Origin of the sequence: Kribbella sp. NPDC005582 (assembly GCF_040605415.1) — a bacterium.
GTDB lineage: Bacteria > Actinomycetota > Actinomycetes > Propionibacteriales > Kribbellaceae > Kribbella.
The window spans coordinates 225,264-248,921 of sequence record NZ_JBEXCU010000009.1; the positions used below are offsets into that span (position 1 = coordinate 225,264).

Genomic DNA, 23,658 nt, shown 5'->3' on the forward strand with positions numbered 1-23,658 from the left:
GTTGGACAGTATGGAATTCACTCATCTTGGCCGGACCGGCCTCACTGTTAGCCGTATTTGTTTGGGCACGATGAACTTTGGGCCGCATACGAGCGTGGAGGACTCGCACGCGATCATGGATGCGGCGCATGAGAAGGGCATCAACTTCTTCGATACCGCCAACGGGTACGGGCGGTCGATCTACCCGGGGCGGACCGAGGAGATCGTGGGCGAGTGGTTCGCCAAGGATCCGAAGAACCGTGAGAAGACGGTGCTCGCCACGAAGGTGTACGGCGACATGGGGTCGGACTGGCCGAACACGAACAAGTTGTCGGCGCTGAACATCCGGCGGGCGCTGGATGCGAGTCTGAAGCGGTTGCAGACCGATTATGTGGATCTGTACCAGTTCCACCACGTGGATCGCGCGACGCCGTGGGACGAGATCTGGCAGGCGATCGAGGTCGCCGTACAACAGGGCAAGATCCTGTACGCCGGGAGCAGCAACTTCGCGGGGTGGCACATTGCGCAGGCGCAGGCTGCCGCGGAGAAGCGGAACTTCAACGGGCTGGTCAGCGAGCAGTCGATCTACAACCTGATCGTGCGGGATGTCGAGCGCGAGGTGTTGCCGGCTGCGCAGGAGTACGGGCTTGGCGTCATCCCGTGGTCGCCGCTGCAGGGTGGTCTGCTGGGCGGTGTGATCCGCAAGGAGAACGAGGGCGTACGCCGTACCGAGGGGCGCGCGAAGGAGGCGCTCGAGAAGTTGCGGCCGCAGATCGAGCAGTACGAGGCGTTCGCGGACGAGCTCGGGCATGCGCCGGGCGACGTGGCGCTAGCGTGGCTGTTGCACCAGCCGGCTGTGACCGGGCCGATCGTTGGGCCGCGCACGATGGAGCAGCTGGAGTCCGCCGTACGGGCGGTGGACGTGAAGCTGGATGACAAGGCGCTGGCTAAGTTGGACGAGATCTTCCCGGGCTACAAGACCGCTCCGGAGGACTACGCCTGGTAGGCCGAACGGTCCACTAGTAGTACGCCGGTACTAGTGGACCGCCGTCGTCGGCAACATGCCAAGCAGCGCGTCGGCGGCCAGGGACGCGGCCGTGCCGGTTGGGACGGCGACGGAGACCTGCCAGTCGGCGGCGCTGCCGGGCGTGAGCGGCACGGTGCAGTGGTCGCCGCGCTTGGCGGCGATGCGTTCGGGGACGAGGGCGACGCCGAGGTTGTGCGCGACGAGCGCGAGCAAAGTGTGTACGTCGTTCACCTCGATCGTGACCGGATGTGCGACGCCGGCGCTGGCGAAGGCGCGGTCGGAGATCGTGCGGGCGCCCCAGGTCGGGTCGAAGTCGACGAAGGACTCGCCCGCGAGGTCGTCCAGCGAGACCGGACGACCGGCGGACAGCCGGTGGTCAGGGGCGCAGACGAGGACCATCGGTTCGCGGGACAGCGGACGGAGGTCGAGACCGTCGACCGCGTCGCCGGCGGTGGCCACGAAGGCGAGGTCGAGGCGGCCGGAAGCCAGCTCGTCGAGCATTGGCGTGGAGCCGCCCTGGCGGACCTCGATCTCGACGCCGGGGTAGGCGGAGCGGAACTTGGCGAGCAGCGCCGGTACGTCGACAACACCGAGACACTGCTCGAGTCCGACCGTGAGGTGACCGCGCAGCAGGCCCTGGACCGCGGCGACCGCGTCGCGGGCGGCCTCGGCGGCAGCCAACGTACGGCGTCCCTCGCACAAGAGCGCCCGTCCAGCCTCGGTGAGTTCGACGCTGCGAGTGTTGCGGACAAAGAGTGAGGCGCGGAGCTCGCGCTCGAGGGCGCGGATCGACGCCGAGAGGCCGGACTGCGAGATCGACATCGCCTCGGCCGCCCGCGTGAAGTGCTTCTGCTCGGCGACGGCCACGAAGTGTTCCAAGTGCCTGAGCTCCATGACTAAGAACTCTAGTCGATCGAATCAAGGCGACTGTGCGCCACGACATGTTGCTCAAGGCAGCACCGGAACGGGTCCTGACGGTCTGTAGGGTGTCTGCCATGGCGGATGAGTTTCGGGTTGAGGTCGTGCTGGGCAACGACGAGCACGGGTTGACGTTCTGGGATCGGTTGCGGGCGCTGGATCTGGATGACGACGCGCGGAAGCGGCTCGGGAGCCAGGTCACCGTGACCCGCGACGGGAACCGGATGCTGCTCTACACGCAGACCCTCGAGGACGCGCTCGAGGCCGAGCGGACCGTCAAGGAACTCGTTGCGGACGACAACCTCACCGCGGAGTACACGGTGACCCGGTGGAATCCGGCCGAGCAGGAGTGGACGGATCCGAGCGTTCCGGTCGGCTCGCACGACGAGGCCAGTGACGAGGCGAAGAACGCCGGCATGGAGGTGCCGGACCCGCGGTACGTCGTGCTGCAGGCGTACAAGCCGGAGTTCCTGCGCGATCTCGGTCTCTGACCTCTCGGCAACACGATCGGCAACACGGTCGGCAACGGTTCGGTGACGGCGGTCGCCGATCGCACAACGGTGCCTCTCCCCGCGCACTAATCTCGGCGGGTCGCTGCACGCTCACTCGGCGTGGCTCTGCGACCGTTGAGGTGCTCGAGGGAGAGGGGAATCATGTCTCGTCGACATGGTCTAGTGACTGCGGCCGTCGTACTGTCGTTCGTTCTGGCCGGCTGTGCGGACGTGGCTGCCAGCGAGTCGGACACGAGCACCCCAACTCCGAGCAGCACTCCCCCAGCCAGTACGCCGACACCGTCCAGCACGCCGACACCGTCCAGCACGCCGACGCCGACCGCGAAACCCACGGTCAAGCCCACCCCCAAGCCCACCGCCAAGCCGAAGAATCCGCACAACGCGCAGTACTACGCGTTGAAGGTGGAGCAGAAGCTGGAGAAGCTCGGCTATCCGGTCGGTGACGCCGACGGCGACATCACCGTGCGGGCCCGGCAAGCGTTGTGCGCCTGGCGTGAGACGAACGGTCTGCCGATCACTCGCAAGGGCCTCACGCTGAACGACGCGTACTCGGTGATCAACGCGACCGCGAAGCCGACGCCGACGCGCGCCGACGGCATCTATGTCAACAAGACCTGCCAGATCCTCTACCAAATCGTCAACAAGCAGTACAAGCGAATCGTCTGGATCTCGACCGGCGCTCCCGGCTACGACACCCCGAACCGCACCGGCAAGGTGTGGCGCAAGTGGGCCGGCGCGCACGAGAGCAGCCTGTACGACGACGCCTACATGTACGACTCGCTCTACTTCCTCAAGGACCGCCCGGGGATTGCGCTGCACGGCTCGCGGGTCAACTCGCTGATCAAGCCCTACCCGGCCAGTCACCGCTGCGTCCGCGTCCTGCGCCCGGCGATCCACGAGATCTTCGCCGACACACCGATCGGTACGACGGTCTCCGTCTACGGCAAGTACGCCTGGAGCTGAGGTCCTTCCTGCGGCGCGGAATGCGCGTCGACGTACCACCGGTGCCCCTCGGCGAGCAGCCGTTTGGCCAGCCCGAAGTCGTTCCCGTCGTCCTCGCTGCGGAGGTGGAACGGCGGCGGGAAGTAGCAGTCGCCGAGCAGCATCACACCGGAACCCGGCACGACGACGACCGACGAATCGGGCGCGTGCCGCCCACCCACGTGCCTCACCTGTACGCCGCTCCGCAGGCTCAACTCGTCGTCGAACGTACGGTCGGGGATCCTGATCGCGAAATCGCTCCAGTCGGGCATCGCGAGGGCTCGCGCCCGGAAACTCGGGCCGAGCTTCGGGTTCTCGGCGACCTGGTCACGGAGGTACTGGTGACTCCAAGGCCGCGCCGCCTCGGCCGTGAGTAGCTCGCTCGCCGATGCGTGAGCGACGATCTCGACGTCGCCCCAAGCGGCTGCGCCCCAGGTGTGGTCCCAGTGGTGGTGGGTGTAGACGATCGTCGTTGGCAGCTCGAGGCCGGCGGCCGCGATCGCCTGCTGGATCTCGCGGGCGTGTCGCAGGCTGTTGCCGGCGTCTACGAGGACGTTGCCGGCGTCGTCGACGATCAACGCGACCGCGGCGCGGATGGCGTCCGGATCCGGATCGTGGGGGTAGAGCCATATCCGGCCGCTGAGGTGCTGCAATTTCTCGACCATCTGCCCGACGATAGCTGGCATGAGAGTTCGTGAACTGGGCGTCGTTCCCGGCGATCTGCCGACCGGGCGACTGAACGCCATCACTGACGTGCCGGGGGTGCTGGTCGGGCAGACGACGCTGGCGAATGGCGAGGTGAACACCGGGGTCACCGCTGTCGTGCCGCCGGACTTCGCGGCCGGGTTGCCCGCGGCGGTTGCGGTGGGCAACGGATACGGGAAGTTGGTGGGGTCGACTCAGGTGGACGAGTTGGGGGTCCTCGAAACGCCGATTCTGCTGACCGGCACGTTATCGGTCTTTCGGGTGGCCGATGCCTTGCTCAGCTGGCTTTTGGCGCGGGATCCCTCAGCGACCAGCCTCAATCCGGTGGTGGGTGAAACCAATGACGGCTACTTGTCGGACATCCGGTCTCGGCCGATCACTGCGGAGCATGTTTTCGCTGCGCTCGACACTGCTTCGGCTGAGCTGCCCGCGGAAGGCAATGTCGGAGCCGGCACCGGCACTACTGCGCTCGGCTTCAAGGCCGGCATCGGTACGTCGTCGCGCATGGTCGGCGGCGGGACAGTCGGGGTGCTGGTGCAGGCCAACTTTTCCGGGACGCTGACCGTCTTGGGGACGCCGCTTCGGCCGCCGATCGAGAAACCGGCGCCGGAGGGGAACTCTTGCATGATCGTGCTCGCGACCGATTTGCCGCTCGACGCCCGGCAATTGGGGCGGGTAGCTCGGCGGTCCATTTTCGCAATGGGCAAGGCGGGCTCCGACTTCTCACCAGGCAGTGGGGACTACGCGATCGCTTTCAGTACCCGACGGGCCGTCGTACCGATGGTGGACACAGCCTTGAAGGAAGTCTTCCAAGCGAGCACTGAAGCCACCGAGGAAGCGCTGCTCAACTCGCTGACGATGGCGACGACGGTGACCGGATACAACGGCAACACGCAGTACGCCGTACCGGAGGAACTGATCAGGAACAGGGGCCGATAGCCGCGCTTCACGGGCGTGGCATGGCTGCGGCGTCCTGGTGGTCGACCATCTCGATCTGCTCACGACGGATTCGCGCCGATCCCCACTGGCCGAGCGGCGCGAGGGCCGCGTTGAGCGCGCGGCCGTCGTCGGTCAGCGAATACTCCACGCGTGGCGGGACCTCGGCGTACACGGTGCGGACGACGAGGCCGTCCTGCTCCATCTCGCGCAGGTGCTGGGTCAGCATCTTCTCGCTCACCCCGGGCAGTCCGCGGCGCAGCTCGGCGAACCGGCGGATGCCGTGCGCGTCGAGCTCCCAGAGGATCAAGCCCTTCCACTTCCCGGTCACGACGTCCATGGCCGCGTCGATACCGCAGATGTACGGGCCTCGCCGAGCTGACTTCGTCATCCTCACCCACTAACCAAAAAGTAAGTACCGCAGAAAATAGTGCGTACTTCCAGAACCTCACGCTACCGCACAGCATGGAGGCAGATCACTCGAACAGCAAGGAGTCTCATGCCCCACGCCGACCGCTCCCCCGTCACGCTCATCGGCCTCGGTCCGATGGGCCAAGCGATGACCCGGACACTGCTCGCGGCCGGACATCCGGTGACCGTCTGGAACCGGTCGTCCGCCCGCGCGGCCGGTGTCGTGGCCGATGGCGCCGTACTCGCTGGGAGCGCCGCCGAAGCTGTCGCGGCCAGCGAGCTTGTCGTCCTCAGCCTCACTGACTATCAGGCGATGTACGACGTCCTCGAGTCCGTCTCGTTGGCCGGCCGAACCGTGGTCAATCTCAGCTCGGACACACCGGACCGGACTCGCTCGGCAGCGGACTGGGTCGTCGAGCGCGGCGGGACGTTTCTGACCGGCGGAGTCATGGTGCCGGCGCCGATGGTCGGAACCGAGGCAGCATCCGTCTACTACAGCGGTCCGAGTGCGGTCTTCGAGCAGCACCAGGACACGCTGTCCTTGATCGGTACGCCGCGGTTTCTGGGCGAGGACCCCGGACTGGCTCAGCTGATGTACCAGGCTCAGCTCGACGTCTTCCTGACCACGCTGTCCTCGCTGATGCACGCGACGGCACTACTCGGTACGGCGGGCTTGGCCGCGGCGAACGCCGTACCGGAACTGATCGGGATGGTCCGTGGTATTCCGCCGATGCTGGAGGTGGGCGACCAGAATCCTGGCGCGGACATCGATGCCGGCAAGCACCCTGGCGACCTGAGCACGATCACCATGATGGGCGCGACCGCCGACCACATCGTCGGCGCGAGCGAGGCGGCCGGTATCGATCTCGGACTTCCGCGCGCGGTGCAGGCGCACTACCGCCGGGCGATCGAGGACGGCCACGGCGGCGACCACTGGACTCGAATCATCGACGGCATCCGCGCCCCGCGCTGACCGCCCGGACCGGCGTCAGAGGGTGGTCGGCCAGGGGCGGTGGTCCGAGAGAGCGCTATCTGCGTATCCCGCTAAGGCCAGGGCAGTCATGTCCTGGTGATGCGGTACGGCGATCTGGGCGCCGATGGGAAGGCCCGTCGTGGACCAACTGGCGTTCACCGTGGTCGCCGGGTGGGCGGACATGTTGTACGGAACGGTGAAGGCGATGTGTTCGAACGGCTTGGCCGGGTCGTCGGTTGGATAGGCGAGTTCGGCCGGGAACGCGGTGATCGGCGCGACCGGCGACAGGATCACGTCGTACGAGGCGAAGATGGCGGTGACGGCGGCCGCCATCGCGCCCATCTGGCTGTAGCCGTGGAAGACGTCAGCGGCGGTCAGGTCGCCCGCGGTGGCGACCCAGTCGCGGATCTGTGGGAGAACTTTGGCCCGGCGTTCTTCGGGGAGGGCGGCGATGTCGGTCGCGGATCGGATCCGCCAGAACCGGTCGAGGCCGTCGAGCATCTCGCGGGTGATGATCGGCGCGATCGGTTCGACGACGGCGCCGGCCTTCTCGAAGAGGGCGGCGACCGCGGAGACGGCGGCGGTGATCTCGGGGTCGACCGGGAGGCCGAGGCCGGCGTCCAGGAGGAGCGCGACGCGGAGACCGCTCGCCGGGTGCTCACCAAGGTCGCCGTTGTCCGGCGGCGGCGGGTACGACGTGTAGTCGCGCGGGTCGTAGCCGGACATGACAGACAGGGCCAGCGCTGCGTCAGCGGCGGTCCGAGTGAGCGGACCGATTGCTCTGCCTGGATAGGGATTGCCGACCGCGATCCGGCCGTGGGTGGGCTTGAGGCCGACCAGACCGCACCAGCCGGCCGGCAGGCGGATCGATCCGCCGATGTCGGTACCAATGTGGATCGGCCCATACCCTGCTGCCGCGGCGGCCGCAGCGCCGGCGCTCGAACCGCCGGCCGTCTTCGAGACGTCCCAGGGGTTGCGAGTCAGCGGATGGAAGGTCGAGACACCGGACGAGAGCATCCCGTACTCCGGCATCGTCGTCTTGCTGAAGATGACCGCCCCGGCGGCGCGAAGGCGGGCGACAGCGGGCGCATCTTCGGCGGCAGGAATGAGCTCGGTGGCTGCAGTGCCTTGTGGGACTGGGGTTCCGCGCGTGGCGATGTTCTCTTTGACAGTGACCGGTACGCCGTCCAGCGAGCCGGCCGTGTGGTCGCGCCAGCGCGCCTCGGACTCGCGGGCCGCCGCGCGGGCGCCCTCCGGATCGAGGGCATAGGTCGCGCACAGCTGTGGCTCGAGCTGGTCGACCCGGACGAGGACGTCCTCGATCACCTCGACGGGCGACAAAGAACGCTCTCGATACCGGGAAACCAGCTCGGTCGCGGTCAGATCGGCGAGACTCATCCACGCTCCTCAGGAATCGGGGTTGTGTCGTTCGACGCTAGTTCGGCGGATCGAAGCGGCCATCGACTGCGGTCCAGCCGCCGTCGACCGCGAGCACACTGCCGGTGACGAAGCTGGCGGCGTCCGAGGCGAGGTACACGACTGCTCCGGCGAGTTCGCTCGGTTGCGCCCAGCGGGAAAGCGCCCCCTTCTGCGCATACGCGTCGTACCAGGCGGGGTTTGCTTTGATCTGCGCGGTGAGCGGTGTCTCGACGACGCCGGGAGCGATCGCGTTGGCGCGGACGCCGGACGGGCCGAGCTCGGCGGCGGCGGTGCGGAGCAGTTGGACGAGACCGGCCTTCGTTGCCGCGTACACGGATTGGCCGGGTTCGACCGTCGTACCGCGGATCGAGCTGAAGCCGATGATGCTGCCGTGCCCGCGCTCGGCCATCCCCTTGCCGAAGGCACGGATCAGCTGGAACGACGCTCGGAGGTTGAGCGACACCACGCGATCGAAGTCCTCGCTGGTGTAGTCGAGGATGCGCTTGCGCACATTGGTTGCGGCGGTGAAGACCAGCACGTCGACGGGGTCGAGTTCGGTGACCGCTCGGGTGATGGCGTCGTCGTCGAGAATGTCGAGCTGGTACGCCGCACCCGCCGCGGTAGCTTGGGCGGCGGCCCGGTCCCGGTCGGCGGAGGTGACCCGGGCGCCGTGAGCGGCGAGGGCGAGAGCGCTTTCGCGGCCGATCCCGCTGCCGGCGCCGATTACGAGGGCGTGTTTGCCGTCGAGGCGGAAGAGGTTCGCATAGTCCGTCATAGCCGGTTCACCTCTCATGGATGGGGGCGGATGATCGCCATCCGGGTGGTGGTCAGTTCCTCGATCGCGAAGCGGGGTCCCTCGCGGCCGATGCCGGAGTCCTTGACACCGCCGTACGGCATGACGTCCGAGCGGAAGCCGGGGACCTCGTTGATCACAACTCCCCCGACGTCGAGCTGGTCGATCGCCGCGAAGGCTGTGTCAAGCGAGGACGTGAAGACGCTGGCGTGCAGGCCGTAGCGCGATGCGTTCACGGTGGCGAAAGCGCTCGCCAGGTCGGGAACGGAGCGCACCGCGATCACCGGGCCGAAGATTTCCTCGTCCCAGGCTGGCTGGCCGGCCGGTACGTCGGTCAGCACGATCGGTCCCAGGATGTCGCCTTCGGCGGCGTAGGCGATGGTGGCGCCGGCGTGGACGGCGTCGTCGACCCAGCTGCGGACGCGGGCGGTCGAGCGAGGGTCGATCAGCGCGGAGACTCGGGTCGCGGGATCGCGCGGGTCGCCGACGACGACCTGAGGTAGCCGAGTGCTGAGTTTCTCCAGCAGGGCTTGGCGAATCGGCTCGACCGCCAGCACGCGCTGGACAGAGATGCAAGCTTGGCCGGAGGCGTAGTAGCCGCCGCGGATGATCGCGTCGGCGGCCGCATCGAGGTCGGCGTCCTCGGCGACGACGAGGGCGGAGTTCGAGCCCAGTTCGAGGAGGACCTTGGTGGGTGCCGCGTCGCGAGCGATCTGGTGACCGACCGCGGCTGAGCCGGTGAACGAGACGGCGCCGATGCGTTCGTCGGTGGTGAGGGTGGCGCCGACATCAGCTCCGCCGGTCAGCAACTGAAGCGCGCTCTCTGGTGCTCCGGCGGCGTTCAGTGCGGTTCGCATGAGGTGGACGAGCCAGAGCGTGGCGAGCGGAGTTTGTGGGGCGGGCTTCACGATGATCGGGCAGCCGGCGGCGAAGGCAGGCGCGATCTTGTGGGCGGCGAGAAGGAGCGGGTAGTTGAAGCCGGTGATGCCGACGACGACGCCGATCGGTTTGCGGACCCAGAACCCGTGCAGCCCCTCGCCGCTCGGCAGGAGATCGAGCGGCACGGTCTCCCCGTGCAGGCGGGCGACCTCCTCGGCTGCGGTCTCCAGGGTGAGCAGGGTTCGGTCGATCTCCACGCGGCAGTCGACGAGCGGTTTGCCGGTTTCGAGTACCAGGAGGTCGACGAAGGCCTCACGCTCGGCCAGTACCGCGGAATGCGTTGCCTGCAAGACGTTCCGGCGCACGTACGACGGCAGCCGGCCGACCGCGTCTCGAACGGCGACTGCGTGGTCGAGCGCTCGGCGGGCGAGCTCCGTGTCGCCGACCGGGGCCTCGGCGATCGTCGTACCGTCGTACGGGAAGGTGACCGGGGCGACGGTCGGCGCCTCGACCCAGGATTCGCCGATCGGCAGGCCGGACGGGAAGTTCATGCGGTCTCTCCCTTCGAAGGCGGGTCGGCGAGCAGGTCGGTGGTGGTAGCGCCGGAGAGGGCTCTTTCCAGGGTGGGGATGGCGGCTACCAGGCGTTGCGTGTAGGGGTGTTGAGGGGCGGCGTAGACCTGCGTGGTGGGGCCGGTTTCGACGATCTGGCCGGCGTTCATGACGGCTACTCGGTCGCAGACGTGCTTGACGACGGAGAGGTCGTGGGAGACGAAGATCAGGGTCAGGTTCAGTTCGTCGACCAGGTCGGAGATCAGGTTCAGGACCTGGGCTCGGACGGAGACATCCAGGGCGCTGACCGGTTCGTCGGCGATCAGGATGCGGGGACGGGGAGCCAGGGCGCGGGCGATGGAGATGCGTTGGCGCTGGCCGCCGGAGAACTGGTGCGGGTAGCGGTCGCCGGCGTCGGCGGAGAGGCCTACTGCTTCGAGCAACGTGCGCACGCGCTCTCCCGAGGCGGGATGGCCTTGCACAACTAGGGGTTCGGCGATGATGTCGCGGACGCGCATGCGCGGGTCGAGGGAGCTCATCGGATCCTGGAAGACGAGCTGGAGGTTCTCGCGGAGGAACCTGAGGCGGCGCTCGGGGAGGTTGGTGATGTCGGTGCCTTCGACAACCACCTGGCCGGAGGTCGGGCGGTCGAGGGCTGCGATCAGGCGGAGCAATGTCGATTTGCCGCAGCCGGATTCGCCGACGATGCCGAAGCGTTCGCCTTGCTTGACCTCGAGGCTGACACCGCGCAGAGCGTGTACGACGGGCGCCGGGCGGAGGAGCGACGTACGGGGTCGGGGGTAGTCGCGCACGACGTCGATGACCTGCACGGCGGGGGCGTCAGGCATGGGGAGCTCCGGCGGGGTGGTGGCAGGCGTAGCCGGTGGTGGGGGTGCCGGACCAGGCGGGCGTGGTGGCGCAGACCTCGGTGGCGTGCGGGCAGCGGTTGCGGAAGACGCAGCCGGACGGGAAGTGGCCGGCTGCGGGGACCGTGCCGGGGATCGTCGTGAGGCGTGGGCGGGTGCTCGTGCTTTCAGGTGTGGCGGCTTCTAGGTTGGAGGCGGCCAGGAGGCCTTGGGTGTAGCGGTGGCGGGGGTTGGTGAAAATCTCGTGGACAGGCCCGGACTCGACGACGCGGCCGCCGTACATGACGAGGACGCGTTCGCAGACAGTGGCGACCACTGCCAGGTCGTGGGTGATGAAGAGCAGCGCCGACGATCGCGCGAGGACACCCTGGAGGATGAGGTCGAGGACCAGGGCTTGGACGGTGACGTCGAGGGCGGTGGTGGGTTCGTCGCAGATCAGCAACGCGGGGTCGTTGGCCAAAGCGATGGCTAGGACGATGCGTTGCCGCTGGCCGCCGGAGAGCTGGTGTGGGTACGCGCGCAGGACGTCCGCGGGGAGTTGGACGCGGTCGAGAAGGTCGGCGGCAGCGGCGCGGGCGGCGGCCCGGGTTGGCTGCGTGCGGTGGATGAGCATGGTCTCGGCGATCTGATCACCGATCCGCATCGTCGGGTTGAGCGCGGTCATCGGTTCCTGGAAGACCATCGCGAGATCGCGGCCGCGGATCCGGGACAGCGCTCGCTCGTCGGCGCCGATCAGATCATGGTCGATGCCGCTGAGGCGCACCGATCCGGTCGGTACGACGTCGTCCGGCAGCAGACCGAGGATGCTCAAAGCGGTCAGCGACTTCCCCGAACCGGACTCGCCGATCAGCCCGACCCGCTCCCCCGGCCCGACCGTCAGATCGACATCGGAGACCAGAGCAGTGTCATGGACGGAGACGTTGAGCCCCTTGACCGTGAGTACGTCGGCCGTCATCTGCGCACCGCCAGCTTGGGATCGAAGCGGTCGCGGAGACCGTCGCCGAGGAGGTTGAAGCCCAGCACCGCAACGGCGATCGCGATGCCGGGGAAGACCGCCAGCCGCGGCGCGCTGAACAGAAATTCCTGACTCTCCTGCAGCATCCGGCCCCAGGACGGAGTCGGCGGCGGAGTGCCATAGCCGAGGAAAGACAGCGCCGCCTCGGCGAGAACGGCGATCGCGAAGGAGACCGAGGCCTGGACGGTGATCAGGCTGGTCACGTTCGGCAAAACATGCCGGAGCGCGATCGGGAACGGCTTCCGCCCAGCGGCGCGGGCGGCGAGCACGTACTCGGACCGCATCACCTGCAACGCACCGCTCCGGATCACCCGCGCGAAGCTCGGCACCGAAGCGATGCCGATGGCAACCATCGCCGTCAGCGTGCTCGCACCGAAGACCGCACCGAACATGATCGCCAGCAGCAGCGCCGGAAAAGCGAGCATCAGGTCATTGGTCCGCATGATCAGTTCACTCGGCCAGCGCGGAGTCATAGCGGCCAGCACCCCGAGCGGTACGCCGATCACCGCGGCCACGCCGACCGCGACCACTCCGACGAACAGCGTGGTCCGCGACCCGACCATGATCTGGCTGAACACATCCCGCCCGAACTTGTCCGTCCCGAACCAGTGCTCCCACGACGGCAGCGCCAGCCGCCCCGACGGGTTGACCAGCGTCGCGTCGTACGGCGTCCAGACGAAGGACAGCAGCGCCATCACTGCGATCACTGCGACGATCAGGCCGCCCACGACCAGACTGGGGTTCAACCGCTTCATCGCGACCCCGTCCGCAGCCGCGGGTCCAGGGCGACGTAAAGGAGGTCGACCAGGAAGTTGACCAGCAGTACGGCGATGACCAGCACCATGACGACGTCCTGCACCAGAATCAGGTCCCGCTGCGACACACCGTCCAGTAGCAGGCTGCCAAGCCCGGGGATGACGAAAACGCGTTCCACCACCACTGCGCCGATCAGCAGCGTTGCAAGCTGCAGACCGAGCACCGTCACCACCGGTACGGCGGCATTGCGCAGACCGTGCCGCCACAACGCCGGAAACGGCCGCAGCCCCTTGGCGCGCGCCGTACGGAGGTAGTCCTCCCGCAGCACGTCCAGCACCGCACTGCGCACGTACCGAGTCAGTACGGCGCCCTGCACCAACCCGAGCGACAACGCCGGCAACACGAGCTGCCGCAGGAACTGTGCTGGGTCAACAGCCGGCGGAGTCCACCCGTTCGCCGGGAGCCAGCCGAGCTTCACCGCGAACACCATGATCAGCAGAATGCCCGCCAGAAATGCCGGTACGGCGACGCCCACCTGAGAGAGCGCAGAGAGCGCTACCCCAGACAGTCGCCGGTGCCGAGCCGCCATCACCGTTCCGGCGGGTACTGCGAGCACCAGCGCGATCAGCATGCCCGCGACGACCAGTAGCAGCGTCACCTGGAGCCGATCGAACACCTGCGGTCCGATCGCCGCCTTGGACACGTACGACGTACCGAGGTCGCCCCGAAGCAGTCCGCCGAGCCAATCGAAGTACTGCGTCGGTAGCGGGCGGTCGAGGCCGAACTGGCGTCGCAGCTCGGCCACCGCCTCGTCCGACGCGTTGACGCCGAGTGCTACCCGGGCAGGATCCCCGGGCAGCACGGCCATGAATCCGAACACCAGCACCGAGCTGACCCCAAGACTGACCAAGAGCACGGCAGTGCGCTCGATCAGGCGAAGAATCACGGTGTCACGACCGGGCGAGGCGGGACAGGTCGAAGTTCTCGGTGATCGCGTTCTGCGGCAGACCGGTCAGGTTCTTGTCCGCGACGATCAGGTTCGGCAGCAGGAACAGCCAGTCCCCTGCCGCCTGCTCGGACAGTCGCCGACCGGCCTTCTTCATGTTCTCGAGCTGCGCCGTCTCGTCACCCGCGTCAGCCGCGGCCAGGTACTTCTGCAGCTCGGGGTCGTTGTATCGCGTGTAGTACGTCGGGCTGAACACCGCACCGAGGTCACGCGGCTCGACATGCGCGATGATCGACATGTCGTAGTCCGCGCTCTTGAAGACAGTGGTCAGCCAGGCCGCCGGGAACTCGAGCTGATCGATCTGCACCTTCAGCCCGACCTGCTCCAACTGACTCTTCACCACCTGCCCGCACGAGGTCGCGTACGGCAGGGTGGGCAGCCGCAGTCGCAGCGTGGCTCCGGCCGCACCAGATGCCTGCAGCAACGACTTCGCCTTGGCAACGTCGTACGGCGCGACCGTGGTGAGATCCTCGTACCACGGGTCGGTCGGCGGAACCATGGAGCCGATCAGCTTGCCGCGACCGGCGAAACACGTGTCCAGCAAGGCCTTGTGATCGATGGCCTGCCGAATCGCCTGCCGGGTCCGGAGATCCTTGAAGACCGGCTTGGAGTTGTTGAACGACAGCAGCACCTCGCCGTTCGTGGTCCCCTCGATCACCTGGTACTTCGAGTTGCTGGTGAACTGACTGAGCGCCTCCGGCGCCTGCACGGTCGTGATCACGTTGATCGTGCCGGTCAGCAGCGCGTTGTTCAGCGCGGTCGGGTCCTTGAAGTACTTCAGCGTGATCTGCTGGAACTGCGGCTTGGTCCCCCAGTAGCCGTCGTTGCGCTGCAGGACGATCGAGTCGCCGCGGTTCCACTTCGAGAACTTGTACGGCCCGGTGCCGATCGGCTCGGTGGCCAGGGCGCTGACTCCGGACTCGGAGAACATCGCCCCGATCCGAGTCGTCATCCGGAACAGCCAGCCGTTGCTCGGCTTGGTCAGCGTCACCTGCAACTGGGTCGGCGACAGCGCCTTCGCGTCCTGGACGACGTCCATCGCGGCCTTCAGCGAGGTCGTCCAGGCCGTCTTCACGCGCTTGATGCTGAAGACCGCATCGGCCGCGGTGAACGGCTTGTCGTTGGTGAACTTCGCGTTGTCGACCAGGTCGAACGTGTACGTCTTACGGTCCGGCGAGACGGTCCACGACTTCGCCAGCGACGGCACGATCTTGCCCGACTCGTCCTGCTTGACCAGGCTCTCGTAGACGTTGCCGAGCAGCACCTGCGGGATCGCGGCGCCGTCGGTCGTGGTGAAGTCGAGACTGGCCGGCTCCGCGACCAGGCCGAGCGACAGCGACTGATCGGTCCCGGTGGACGAACCACCCGACGTACTGGAACCGGCTGAACAGGCCGTCAGGGCCAGCAGTGCGGCGGCGGCGAGCGCGACCGCTCGAGTGGTGTACGACTTCACGCGAACTCCTCCAGGTCACCGGACTCTCGCCGCATTCTGCCGACCCGGTCCGCTCCGGCCGGCAGCGGGCACGCAGTACGGCGGAGTTCGCCGTACAGCTGTGACTGGTCCGACCAGTGGACTAGGTGTCAGTGGGCCACTAGGTTTGTCGCTACTCAAGGCTGTGTCAAGGCGAAAGGGGTGACTGGGATGGCCGACGGCCCGCGGTTCCAGCCGGTCCAGCCCGTCCGTGCGTACCAGCGGATCGTCGAGCAGGTCGAGGAGGCGCTGGTCCGCGGCGAGCTCGCGCCAGGTCAGCGGCTGCCGAGCGAGCGGGAGCTGGTCACGCAGTTCGCGGTCAGCCGGTCCACGGTGCGCGAGGCGCTGCGGGTGCTGGAGAGCAACGGCGTCGTCCGGTCGCGGCCTGGCGACCCGAACGGGCCGGAGATCCTGCCGTTCTCCTCGACCGCGTTGCGCAAGCAGATGGTGCGGCTGGCGCGGGTCGACGAACTGACCCTGGCCGAGCTGATCGCATTCCGGATGATCATGGACGGCGCCGCGATCCAGGTCGCCTCTCAGCTCCGCACGCCGGCAGAGCTCGCCGAGCTCGAGCAGACCCTGGTCGCGATGCGGGAAGCGATCGATGTCGACTTCGCCGCGTTCAGCGAGGCCGATCTGACCTTCCACGACGTGATCGCGCGGATCGCCCGCAACTCACTGATCCAGACCTGCAACGAGGTCGTCCGCGGCGTCGTCCTGACGCTGATCTCGGACAAGATCGCGCACGCGCCGAACAGCCGTGCGCTGATGCTGGAGTCGCTGCAGCATCACGCCGAGGTGGTCGAGGCGATCCGCTCCGGCGACGGGCATGCCGCGGCGCGGATCGCTCGGCAGAACATGTACGACTACTACGCCGGCTATGTGCCCGAAGACGAACGTGACGCCCTTCGGGCACTCACCGGCTAACTGTCGTGCTCGAGGATTCGGACCCTGGGCACCTTGAGGAGCTTGCGGGCCCTGGCGACCCAGTCGGAGCACAGGAAGCTGGCCGCGGTCTCCGGCCAGGCGACCACCACGACCTCCTGACTGCCGCTGCTCATCACCAAGGACTTCAGCGCGAGCAGCACCTCGCCATGGGTGATGGAAACGTGCACCGGGTAGCCACTCGCCGCCCGCAGCTGGCGTGCGCTGTGCTCGATGACGGATGCCATGTCGAGCTGCGGATCGGCCAGAGTCGCCGTCGCAGTCCCGGCGGGGGCGCTTCCCGATGAGCCGGACAGACCGGCCACATCGTCGAACGTCGTTCCCAGCAGTGCCATCGGACCACCGAATCCGCGCTCCGGATGACTGGAGATCAGCAGGTGGTAGTTGATGGCTTCTTCGTGCCTTGCGTGCAGGGCGGCAACGCGGCGCGCGTCGCCCTCGCTCATCTCCCGCTCGATGAGCACCACCACGTCGTAGGTCATGCGTGGCTCCCTTCGCAGTCACTTCCCGTTGTACTCCTGTCCCGGACCGGGCCAAAGCACCTGACGCGGCACCGTCACGCAATTGTCAAAGTGCTCTCAGGAGCCTCACAGGTTGACCGGTGCGTGGGCGCGACTGTCTGGTGCGAGCGCGCTGAGCAGGTACGGCGGGTCGACGAGCGTGAGGGTGGTGGGGTCGAGGAGGTGCGGATGCAGGGCGTAGACCTGCGTGCCGGGGCGGGGGGTGAGGTCACCGCGGAGCACCCCGATGAAATCGGCGCGGGAGGCCGCGTCCTCGTCCCAGAGCCGGTCCGGTTCGAGTCTGGCGATCAAGCGGCGGGCGAAGGTTGCCACGTCCTCGCCTGGGTCACGGAGGTAGCCGACGACCGATCCGTCATCACACCGTACGGCGACCTCGTCGGCGCGCGCCGCGGCATGCCAGCAGCACACCTCCCAGAGGCTCACCCGGTCGCCGGAGCCGTACACGTCCTCCAGGGCGGCGGACATCAGCGCGAGGTGGCCGCCGTACCGGGCGATGTTGTGGCCGTAGCCGCCGGCGCTGAGGTTGACGTCGTACCAGCGCAGCTCTTTGGTGTGCAGGTCGACGCCGAACGGGAGCAGGATCTTGGCCGGACCGGACAGGTCGAACCGCTCCTCGATCGCGGCCGGGTCGAACAGCGCAGTGGGTTGTCGCATCACGCCGACGAAGCCACGCTCGAGCTGGTCGAACGGAACGTTGTTGTAGCTGAAGACGACCGGCAGCACGTAGCGGCCGCCGGCTCGGCGCAGCGCGCGCAGGTCGAGATCAACGAACTCCGTCGAGCCTCCGGGCGCTGGGGCCGAGGTGAGGTCGCCCGAGTGCACCAGTGCGTCCTGGTCGAGGCGGAGCTGGGTGTAGTCGCACAGCCCGACGAAGTCCCAGTCCTCGCCGAACACTGCGACCGACAGGTCCAAATCGACGACCTTCCCGGCCGGCTCGACCCAGTGCAGGAACAAGCGCAGCGCATCCTCCGGCGGGATCGACACCGCACTCCCCCGCGTCATCCGGCGCAGTGACGCCGACGAGCCACGCTCCGAGCCCGGTGCAGCCAGTCTGGCGAGGTTCTCATCCAGAAACGCCCGCCGCCACCGCGGTAGGTCACTTGCCCGCCGCAACATCTCTCCAACCAGTACGCCGGCCAGCGCGGCCGCGAGCTGGGATGGCAGCGGCTCCCGATGGTCGACGGTGGTCCACACTCGCGTATTGCCGCCGCGTGGGAAGAACAGTCGCAGGTCACCTGGTGGCGTCCGGACCTGGCCGAGTGCTGCGGTGATGACAGCAGGCGACACATCTGAGACCGCTGTGGCCACAGCACCGACCAGATCACTGTGCTGCTCCGCCGGTAGCTCCCGAGCGAGCTGCACGAGTCTCCGAAGCAGGTCACCCGGCCGTTGCCGCAGCAGGTCGAGCGCTAGGCCCGGACGGCCGTCTACGAACGCTCCCTCGACGCGGGACGCGAAGGTGCGCATGACGAGGCGTCCGTTCTCGAGCCGCACGAAGGGATGCTCCGTCGCCTCGCCCAGGATCGCTCGCCCGGCCGCCGACTGCGATCCGAGCTCGGTACGCCGCAGTACGGCGAACGCGAGCGCGACGCGCGGATGCCGGGTCGCGAACTCGAAGGGATGCAGCACCTCGCCCATCCGCTTCCAGGCGCGCTCGTGGCGCAGCATGTCCTCGATCAGCGTCTCGGCCGGCAGCCGGTCCAGGCGGGCCAGCAGGAGCCGTCGGGTGGAGCGCGGCAGTGAGCTGCGCCGGACCGGTGGCGTCCGCAGACCGGGGTCAGCGTCCATCAGCACATACAGCAGCCGCAGTACGTCGGTCGCCGTGCTGGCCCGGTCGATCACGTCCGGCTCGTCGGCGAGGAAGTGCGCGAGCACAACCGCCTGGGTCTCGCGGACCGGGATTTCACTCGGCAGCCAGGAGAGGTCGGACAGCGGCAGCAGCACCTGCAGGTCGGCACGGTCCAGGGCCGACGGCGGAGTACGCCGTACGAGTAGGGACTCGACTGTGGTGCGCACTGCGTCCGGACCGGCGAGGGACAGGAGGCGGAGCCGATCGGAATGGACCTGGGCCGGCTTGGCCTCGGTGAAGGACGGCTGTAGGAAGGGGTCACTCGGATCGACCCGGTGCAGGCAGAGCGGGCAGGCGCTCAGGTCTGCACCATCCCAGCAGCTGCGGCAGACCAGGTGTGCACAGGGCGAGACCGCGTGGACCGACTTGGTATCGCCGCACAGCACACAGGGCTGCTGGGGCTCTTGGAGCAGCCGGGCGAAGACGCGGTTGACGTAGAACGTGTCGGTGTCGGCCGGCACGGTCTCCGGGAAGCTGCGGAACAGTGGCACGTGCTCAGTGTCGTGACCGGACTCCGCATCGAGCAGGTCGAGCAGTGCGCCGCCCAGACCGGCCAGCGCTGGTGCGGACAGTCCGGCGCAGTGCCGGTACAGACCGACGGAGAGCAGGAAACCGCGTTGGACGAGGTCGGCCTGCAGCGCGGACAGACCGGCCTGGATGGTCAGCGGCCGTCGTAGCCACTGCCAGGCCGATCGGCGCACCGGCGGAGTGAGCGCCGCCGCGTCGACCAGCCGCCGACGCCGTAACAGCACGGCCGCAGCCTCCTGCATCGCGTCCTCCCCGCAAGGCGTCGTGAAGATGACGCCAGGGGCGGAGAGCGGACGCGCTACTTGGCCTGGTGAAGGAGAAGGAAGCACGTCCAGGAGCCGCCCCTGGCACGGAGAACGCTACCGGGCTCCACCGACACTTTTTGGTCGGCTCCTGCCCGGACATGAGAAGTCCGGTACCAGGGTCGGGGCCGCCCCGCCCAGACCCCGGTACCGGAACACTTACACAATAGAACCTTTGATCAAACCCGACGCCACCGGGTAGCCGTTTTGGCCGGAAGATGGCACTGATGCGCCGCCAGCAAACCCTTGAACTATGCCTGATTCGCGCAGGGAAACCCTTCCGCTCACGCCTGGCAGGTGTGGGACTACGGATAGTGGTGAAAGCTGCTCGTATGGAGGGTGGGGTGATCGAGCGGGCGCGCTGGCGGGATGTCTTCGGGCATGCCGAGTTCCGCGCGTTGTTCGTCGCCGGGGTGCTGTCCGTGGCCGGCGACCAGTTCGCGCGGGTCGCACTGGCGGTGCTGGTGTTCGACCGGACGGAGTCGGCCGGCCTGACCGCACTGACGTATGCGCTGACCTACATCCCCGACCTGCTCTTCGGTCCGCTGCTGGCCGGCTTCGCGGACCGCTTCCCACGCCGGGCGGTGATGATCCTCACCGATCTGGCCAGGGCGGTTCTCGTTGCTGCCATGGCGATTGAGGGCCTTCCGCTGCTGGTCGTGATTGTGCTGCTGCTCGGGCTGCAGGCCTTCGGGTCGCCGTTCAACGCGGCCCGGGCGGCTACGCTGCCCGCCGTACTGCCTGGGGATCACTACGTGCTCGGCAAGGCCGCGAACGACATGGTCGTCCAGTTCAGTCAGGTGCTCGGCTTCGGCGCCGGCGGCGCGATCGTCGTGGCCGTCGGCACGTCCGGCGGCCTCCTGCTCGACGCCGCGACCTTCCTGCTGTCGGCGGCGCTCATCGCCGCCGGAGTCCGTGGCAGGCCTGCTCCGACGAATGGCACTGATGCGCCACGCCGCAGCTACTTCGCGGACCTCTCCGCGGGCCTTTCGCTGGTCGCCCGGACGCCGAAGCTCCGCGCTCTGGTCATCTTGGCCACCATCGCCGGCTTCTACGTCACCGTGGAGGGTCTGGCGGTCCCGTACGCCCACGAGATCGGACAGGGGCCAACCGCGGCCGGACTCCTGCTGGCGGCCAGCCCGGCCGGTGCGGTCGTCGGGATGTGGCTGATAACGCTCTGGCCGCCGGAGCGGCGCATGCGGCTGCTCGGGCCGTTGGCTGCGCTCGCCTGCGTTCCGCTGGCTCTGTGCTTCCTCACACCAGGGCTGGTGCCGACGGTGGCGCTGTGGGCGATCTCCGGCATGGCATCGGCCTACCATCTGCCGACCAGTGCGGCGTTCGTCCAAGCAGTGCCGGACTCACAGCGCGGTCAGGCATTCGGAGTCGCCAGTACGGCGCTCAAGGGCAGCCAGGGCCTGGGCATCCTGCTGGCCGGAGTGATCGCCGACGGCTCGTCGCCGTCGTTCGCTCTGGGGGCGATGGGCACCCTGGGGCTGGGTGCGGCCCTGGCGGCGGGCGCCGCCTGGTCGCGGGCCCGCCGGCCGGGGCCCGAAACTGCCGGAACGAGCCTCGCCTGATTGTTGTGCGCGAACCGGCCGGCGATTCAGCGAAATACCTCCGGACGGCCGTCCGTAAATTACAGGTAAAGAAATTCTTGGGAGCGGCGACGGATCACCACTCGTTACCGTTGGTGAACCATTCGTTGCCGCTTCCGGCCGGCCGGTGCAGCCACTCGTTGCCACCCTGCGTGAACCACTCGTTCCCGCCGTGGAACCACTCGTTCCCCCCGTGCAGCCACTCGTTGCCGCCGCCAACCGAACGCTTGCTGGAACCGTTGAACCACTCGTTGCCGGTGCTGATCTTGGACATGGTGGGGATCCTTCCTTCGCCATCCGCCAGATGGAATAACGCGCGGTCCGGGATGACCTCGCGTGAACGGGCAGTTACTATTCAGGAATAACCGCTCAGGTCTATCCGTGTGAGGCCACCATGATTCTGATCGGTCGGAGCAAGTGGGTGCCACCCCGCCACTGGAAGCTCTGGTCGTTGCCACGTCCGGCGCTGAGCTACGTGCTCGGTGTCGACGCTGTCGCAGTCACGATCACCGCCTTGGCTCTGGCCTCGACGATCTCCGGCGCCCGAACCGGCGTCAGGCCCTCCGAGTGGGCCGCGTTCGCCGTGCTGGCGGCCGCCTCGGTCCTGCATCTGGAGTCTGCCCGCGGAATCGAGCGGCGACGCGAGATGGCCGCTAACAGTTCGCCCTACACGAACCTGAAGAGCCTCTGGGTCTTCGCCGGCCTGCTGTTGCTGCCGCTGAGCCTGGTGATCGCGCTGATCGTCGTCTCGTACGGGTATTCGTGGATCCGCGTCTACGGCCGGACCATCGCGCACCGCAAAGTGTTCTCCGCGAGCACGTTCATCCTGGCCAGCGCCGCGGCGGCCGCGGTACTGCGTGGTGGCGGGCTGCTCTCGGAGCCGCGGGTGCCGACCGGACCGTTCTCGCTGCTCGTCGTGCTGGGTGCGGCGACCACGTGGTGGCTGGTGAACTTCGCTCTGGTGATCGGGGCGATCCTGCTGTCCTCCCCCGACGCCACCGCGCGTGGCGCTCTGGGCGACCTCTCCGATCAGCTGGTGGTGGTCGCGGGTCTGGGTCTCGGTGTGGCGGTCGGGGCGCTCCAGGCGTCGTACCCGTGGGTGGTGCCGATCCTGATGGTGACGGTGCTGACCCTGCACCGCGATCTGCTGCTGCCGCAGTTCCAGCGCGCGGCTGGGACGGATGTGAAGACCGGCCTGGCGACCCCGGCGTACTGGGCTAATGCGGTGCCGGTGGAGCTGGCGCGTGCGGAGACGCTGCGCAGCACGGTGGGTCTGTTGATGCTGGACCTGGACAAGTTCAAGGAGATCAACGACACCTACGGACACCCGGCCGGAGACCAGGCGTTGAAGGCTGTCGGTCAGAGTGTCCGGGCGGAGGTCCGGCAGGGCGATCTGGTGGCACGCGTCGGTGGAGACGAGCTGGCCGTGCTGCTGCCCGGTGCCTCGGAGACCGAAGTGCTGGAGGTTGCCGAGCGGATTCGCGACCGGCTGAGCGCGCTAACCGTCTCCGTCGACACCACTGCCGACGAGACCGCGGTGATCACCGGTGTGCCGGCGTCCATCGGCACGGCTGTCTATCCGAATGTCGCGAACACCATGGACCAGCTGGTGCTTGCCGCCGACAACGCCTTGCTCAGCGCCAAGCGGGACGGCCGGAACCGCATCGTTGCGGCCCAGCCGAACCCACCTGCTGTGACCGACCACGCCGACCAGCCGGTCGACTGAGAGTCAGCGCACTCTGATCAGGGCCTTGCCCAGCAGGGTGCGCTGCTCGAGGGCGGTGTGTGCGTCGGCCAGGTGCTCTAGGTCGAAGACCCGGTCGACCACTGGCGTGAGCTCGCCGGACGCTGCCCGTTGCAGGACCAGCTCCTCGGTCACCGGCGTGGTGACCAGGTCGACGCGCAGGTCGGCGATCCCCTTCACAGTGATCCCCCGGCGCTCCGCCTCGGCCGGGTCGTAGACCGCAAAGCCACCACTCGGTGCACCATGCGCGGAGAACCAGCCACCGTCCCTGACCACACTGAACGCGGCCGCGCCCAGCTCACCGCCTGCGCCCTCGAAGACCACATCAGCGCCATGGCCACCGGTTGCATCGAGGACAGCCTTCTCCCAGCCCGGCTTCGAGTAGTCGATCACCACGTCTGCGCCCTGCGCCTTACTGAGGTCGAGCTTCGCTTGACCGCGCGCAGCGGCGATCACCTGCGCCCCCGAACGGTGAGCGAGCTGGGTCAGTAGCAATCCCATGCCACCTGCGGCCGCAGTGATGAGCACACTCTGGCCTTGCAGGTCAGGGGCCAACTGCTCGAGCAGCAGGGTTGTGTAGCCGTCGCCTGTCACTGCCACGACGGTCTCCAGGTTCAGACCGGCCGGTACTTCGGTCAGAGTGTCGACTGCCGCGAGTACCAGCTCGGCGTGCGCACCGAAGTCCACACCGCGCCCCACGACCGTCGTACCGATCCAGCTCTCCGGTACGCCGGGGCCGGTCGCGCGGACCCGGCCACCGAACCGGCCGCCCGGCACGTACGGCGGTTGCACGCTGAAGAACCCACCATGCAGTCCCTGGCGGATCGCAGTCTCGACGAAGATCATGTCGGCCACCTCGACCTCGACCAGGACCTGTCCGTCGCCCGGCACCGGGTCGGCCCACTCCTGGATCTGGATCACCGAGGGATCACCGAACTCGGTCACTACCGCTGCACGCATCGCTGCTCCTTCGTCG

Annotated in this window: 23 protein-coding genes; 8 read left to right on the forward strand and 15 right to left on the reverse strand. The window is 67.9% G+C overall.

The features are described from left to right. Positions 1-10 precede the first annotated feature (10 nt). Positions 11-985, forward strand: a complete 975-nt coding sequence (locus ABZS29_RS36745) for an aldo/keto reductase (RefSeq protein ID WP_355469380.1) — start codon at positions 11-13, stop codon at positions 983-985. Between the two features lie 30 nt (positions 986-1,015). Here the strand turns inward: ABZS29_RS36745 and ABZS29_RS36750 are convergent, their stop codons facing one another. After that, on the reverse strand, positions 1,016-1,900 hold the full coding sequence (locus tag ABZS29_RS36750; RefSeq protein ID WP_355469382.1) for a LysR family transcriptional regulator: 885 nt from the start codon (positions 1,898-1,900) through the stop codon (positions 1,016-1,018). A 101-nt stretch (positions 1,901-2,001) separates the two neighbouring features. Here ABZS29_RS36750 and ABZS29_RS36755 point away from each other — a divergent pair, with 101 nt between their 5' ends. Together ABZS29_RS36755 and ABZS29_RS36760 are read left to right on the forward strand one after the other, a co-directional pair. Continuing rightward, positions 2,002-2,415, forward strand: coding sequence for a hypothetical protein (locus ABZS29_RS36755; protein WP_355469384.1), 414 nt, complete (start codon positions 2,002-2,004; stop codon positions 2,413-2,415). Positions 2,416-2,577: 162 nt separating this feature from the next. After that, positions 2,578-3,399 (forward strand): L,D-transpeptidase, encoded by an 822-nt coding sequence (locus ABZS29_RS36760; protein ID WP_355469386.1) that lies wholly within the window; start codon positions 2,578-2,580, stop codon positions 3,397-3,399. Here the strand turns inward: ABZS29_RS36760 and ABZS29_RS36765 are convergent. Then, positions 3,375-4,082, reverse strand: a complete 708-nt coding sequence (locus ABZS29_RS36765; RefSeq protein ID WP_355469388.1) for an MBL fold metallo-hydrolase — start codon at positions 4,080-4,082, stop codon at positions 3,375-3,377. The genes ABZS29_RS36760 and ABZS29_RS36765 overlap by 25 nt on opposite strands. Before the next feature lie 19 nt (positions 4,083-4,101). On the opposite strand from ABZS29_RS36765, the gene ABZS29_RS36770 reads away from it, so the two are divergent. Continuing rightward, entirely contained in the window at positions 4,102-5,061 is a 960-nt protein-coding gene (locus tag ABZS29_RS36770; protein WP_355469390.1) for a P1 family peptidase, read from the forward strand. A gap of 7 nt (positions 5,062-5,068) precedes the next feature. Here ABZS29_RS36770 and ABZS29_RS36775 read toward each other — a convergent pair whose 3' ends face one another. Further along, complete coding sequence (locus ABZS29_RS36775) at positions 5,069-5,449, reverse strand: helix-turn-helix domain-containing protein (RefSeq protein WP_355469391.1); 381 nt, start codon at positions 5,447-5,449, stop codon at positions 5,069-5,071. A 108-nt stretch (positions 5,450-5,557) separates the two neighbouring features. Here ABZS29_RS36775 and ABZS29_RS36780 point away from each other — a divergent pair, with 108 nt between their 5' ends. After that, positions 5,558-6,442 (forward strand): NAD(P)-binding domain-containing protein, encoded by an 885-nt coding sequence (locus ABZS29_RS36780; protein WP_355469392.1) that lies wholly within the window; start codon positions 5,558-5,560, stop codon positions 6,440-6,442. Between the two features lie 15 nt (positions 6,443-6,457). Here ABZS29_RS36780 and ABZS29_RS36785 read toward each other — a convergent pair whose 3' ends face one another. The 8 genes from ABZS29_RS36785 to ABZS29_RS36820 are packed head-to-tail and all read right to left on the reverse strand — an operon-like array spanning position 6,458 to position 15,180. Then, positions 6,458-7,840 (reverse strand): amidase, encoded by a 1,383-nt coding sequence (locus ABZS29_RS36785; RefSeq protein ID WP_355469394.1) that lies wholly within the window; start codon positions 7,838-7,840, stop codon positions 6,458-6,460. Between the two features lie 37 nt (positions 7,841-7,877). Next, the gene (locus tag ABZS29_RS36790; RefSeq protein ID WP_355469396.1) at positions 7,878-8,636 is read right to left on the reverse strand and encodes an SDR family oxidoreductase; all 759 of its coding nucleotides are present in this window, start codon (positions 8,634-8,636) and stop codon (positions 7,878-7,880) included. Between the two features lie 14 nt (positions 8,637-8,650). Continuing rightward, the gene (locus ABZS29_RS36795) at positions 8,651-10,084 is read right to left on the reverse strand and encodes an aldehyde dehydrogenase family protein (RefSeq protein WP_355469397.1); all 1,434 of its coding nucleotides are present in this window, start codon (positions 10,082-10,084) and stop codon (positions 8,651-8,653) included. Beyond that, complete coding sequence (locus ABZS29_RS36800) at positions 10,081-10,932, reverse strand: ATP-binding cassette domain-containing protein (protein ID WP_355469399.1); 852 nt, start codon at positions 10,930-10,932, stop codon at positions 10,081-10,083. Before ABZS29_RS36800 ends, ABZS29_RS36795 begins: the two co-directional genes overlap by 4 nt. After that, positions 10,925-11,905: an ABC transporter ATP-binding protein gene (locus ABZS29_RS36805; RefSeq protein ID WP_355469401.1), complete on the reverse strand. Its 981-nt coding sequence runs from the start codon at positions 11,903-11,905 to the stop codon at positions 10,925-10,927. Before ABZS29_RS36805 ends, ABZS29_RS36800 begins: the two co-directional genes overlap by 8 nt. Then, positions 11,902-12,720 carry an ABC transporter permease gene (locus ABZS29_RS36810; protein WP_355469403.1) on the reverse strand — a complete coding sequence of 273 codons (819 nt, stop codon included), beginning with the start codon at positions 12,718-12,720 and terminating at the stop codon, positions 11,902-11,904. Before ABZS29_RS36810 ends, ABZS29_RS36805 begins: the two co-directional genes overlap by 4 nt. Next, positions 12,717-13,667: an ABC transporter permease gene (locus ABZS29_RS36815; protein ID WP_355469405.1), complete on the reverse strand. Its 951-nt coding sequence runs from the start codon at positions 13,665-13,667 to the stop codon at positions 12,717-12,719. Before ABZS29_RS36815 ends, ABZS29_RS36810 begins: the two co-directional genes overlap by 4 nt. Positions 13,668-13,671: 4 nt before the next feature. Beyond that, a complete protein-coding gene (locus tag ABZS29_RS36820; protein WP_355469407.1) occupies positions 13,672-15,180 on the reverse strand; it encodes an ABC transporter substrate-binding protein in 1,509 nt (502 codons plus the stop codon). Between the two features lie 189 nt (positions 15,181-15,369). Here ABZS29_RS36820 and ABZS29_RS36825 point away from each other — a divergent pair, with 189 nt between their 5' ends. Continuing rightward, entirely contained in the window at positions 15,370-16,125 is a 756-nt protein-coding gene (locus tag ABZS29_RS36825; protein WP_355469409.1) for a FadR/GntR family transcriptional regulator, read from the forward strand. On the opposite strand, the gene ABZS29_RS36830 is transcribed toward ABZS29_RS36825, so the two are convergent. Both ABZS29_RS36830 and ABZS29_RS36835 read right to left on the reverse strand, forming a co-directional pair. Beyond that, positions 16,122-16,625 carry a hypothetical protein gene (locus ABZS29_RS36830; protein WP_355469411.1) on the reverse strand — a complete coding sequence of 168 codons (504 nt, stop codon included), beginning with the start codon at positions 16,623-16,625 and terminating at the stop codon, positions 16,122-16,124. The two genes, ABZS29_RS36825 and ABZS29_RS36830, sit on opposite strands and share 4 nt — an antisense overlap. A 105-nt stretch (positions 16,626-16,730) precedes the next feature. Next, positions 16,731-19,283, reverse strand: coding sequence for an MXAN_6230/SCO0854 family RING domain-containing protein (locus ABZS29_RS36835; RefSeq protein ID WP_355469413.1), 2,553 nt, complete (start codon positions 19,281-19,283; stop codon positions 16,731-16,733). 392 nt (positions 19,284-19,675) lie between these two features. Here ABZS29_RS36835 and ABZS29_RS36840 point away from each other — a divergent pair, with 392 nt between their 5' ends. Then, entirely contained in the window at positions 19,676-20,920 is a 1,245-nt protein-coding gene (locus ABZS29_RS36840) for an MFS transporter (protein WP_355469415.1), read from the forward strand. Between the two features lie 94 nt (positions 20,921-21,014). Here the strand turns inward: ABZS29_RS36840 and ABZS29_RS36845 are convergent, their stop codons facing one another. Beyond that, the gene (locus tag ABZS29_RS36845) at positions 21,015-21,212 is read right to left on the reverse strand and encodes a DEAD/DEAH box helicase (RefSeq protein ID WP_355469417.1); all 198 of its coding nucleotides are present in this window, start codon (positions 21,210-21,212) and stop codon (positions 21,015-21,017) included. A 120-nt stretch (positions 21,213-21,332) separates the two neighbouring features. On the opposite strand from ABZS29_RS36845, the gene ABZS29_RS36850 reads away from it, so the two are divergent. Then, the gene (locus tag ABZS29_RS36850; RefSeq protein WP_355469419.1) at positions 21,333-22,664 is read left to right on the forward strand and encodes a GGDEF domain-containing protein; all 1,332 of its coding nucleotides are present in this window, start codon (positions 21,333-21,335) and stop codon (positions 22,662-22,664) included. Between the two features lie 3 nt (positions 22,665-22,667). Here the strand turns inward: ABZS29_RS36850 and ABZS29_RS36855 are convergent, their stop codons facing one another. After that, entirely contained in the window at positions 22,668-23,642 is a 975-nt protein-coding gene (locus ABZS29_RS36855; RefSeq protein ID WP_355469421.1) for a zinc-binding dehydrogenase, read from the reverse strand. Positions 23,643-23,658: the final 16 nt, after the last annotated feature.

Bases quoted from the DNA above. Each gene is read 5' to 3' on its own strand.
- ABZS29_RS36745 (WP_355469380.1), top strand. From the start codon at position 11: ATGGAATTCACTCATCTTGGCCGGACCGGCCTCACTGTTAGCCGTATT.
- ABZS29_RS36750 (WP_355469382.1), bottom strand. From the start codon at position 1,900: ATGGAGCTCAGGCACTTGGAACACTTCGTGGCCGTCGCCGAGCAGAAG.
- ABZS29_RS36755 (WP_355469384.1), top strand. From the start codon at position 2,002: ATGGCGGATGAGTTTCGGGTTGAGGTCGTGCTGGGCAACGACGAGCAC.
- ABZS29_RS36760 (WP_355469386.1), top strand. From the start codon at position 2,578: ATGTCTCGTCGACATGGTCTAGTGACTGCGGCCGTCGTACTGTCGTTC.
- ABZS29_RS36765 (WP_355469388.1), bottom strand. From the start codon at position 4,082: ATGGTCGAGAAATTGCAGCACCTCAGCGGCCGGATATGGCTCTACCCC.
- ABZS29_RS36770 (WP_355469390.1), top strand. From the start codon at position 4,102: ATGAGAGTTCGTGAACTGGGCGTCGTTCCCGGCGATCTGCCGACCGGG.
- ABZS29_RS36775 (WP_355469391.1), bottom strand. From the start codon at position 5,449: ATGACGAAGTCAGCTCGGCGAGGCCCGTACATCTGCGGTATCGACGCG.
- ABZS29_RS36780 (WP_355469392.1), top strand. From the start codon at position 5,558: ATGCCCCACGCCGACCGCTCCCCCGTCACGCTCATCGGCCTCGGTCCG.
- ABZS29_RS36785 (WP_355469394.1), bottom strand. From the start codon at position 7,840: ATGAGTCTCGCCGATCTGACCGCGACCGAGCTGGTTTCCCGGTATCGA.
- ABZS29_RS36790 (WP_355469396.1), bottom strand. From the start codon at position 8,636: ATGACGGACTATGCGAACCTCTTCCGCCTCGACGGCAAACACGCCCTC.
- ABZS29_RS36795 (WP_355469397.1), bottom strand. From the start codon at position 10,084: ATGAACTTCCCGTCCGGCCTGCCGATCGGCGAATCCTGGGTCGAGGCG.
- ABZS29_RS36800 (WP_355469399.1), bottom strand. From the start codon at position 10,932: ATGCCTGACGCCCCCGCCGTGCAGGTCATCGACGTCGTGCGCGACTAC.
- ABZS29_RS36805 (WP_355469401.1), bottom strand. From the start codon at position 11,905: ATGACGGCCGACGTACTCACGGTCAAGGGGCTCAACGTCTCCGTCCAT.
- ABZS29_RS36810 (WP_355469403.1), bottom strand. From the start codon at position 12,720: ATGAAGCGGTTGAACCCCAGTCTGGTCGTGGGCGGCCTGATCGTCGCA.
- ABZS29_RS36825 (WP_355469409.1), top strand. From the start codon at position 15,370: ATGGCCGACGGCCCGCGGTTCCAGCCGGTCCAGCCCGTCCGTGCGTAC.
- ABZS29_RS36830 (WP_355469411.1), bottom strand. From the start codon at position 16,625: ATGACCTACGACGTGGTGGTGCTCATCGAGCGGGAGATGAGCGAGGGC.
- ABZS29_RS36835 (WP_355469413.1), bottom strand. From the start codon at position 19,283: ATGCAGGAGGCTGCGGCCGTGCTGTTACGGCGTCGGCGGCTGGTCGAC.
- ABZS29_RS36840 (WP_355469415.1), top strand. From the start codon at position 19,676: ATGGAGGGTGGGGTGATCGAGCGGGCGCGCTGGCGGGATGTCTTCGGG.
- ABZS29_RS36845 (WP_355469417.1), bottom strand. From the start codon at position 21,212: ATGTCCAAGATCAGCACCGGCAACGAGTGGTTCAACGGTTCCAGCAAG.
- ABZS29_RS36850 (WP_355469419.1), top strand. From the start codon at position 21,333: ATGATTCTGATCGGTCGGAGCAAGTGGGTGCCACCCCGCCACTGGAAG.
- ABZS29_RS36855 (WP_355469421.1), bottom strand. From the start codon at position 23,642: ATGCGTGCAGCGGTAGTGACCGAGTTCGGTGATCCCTCGGTGATCCAG.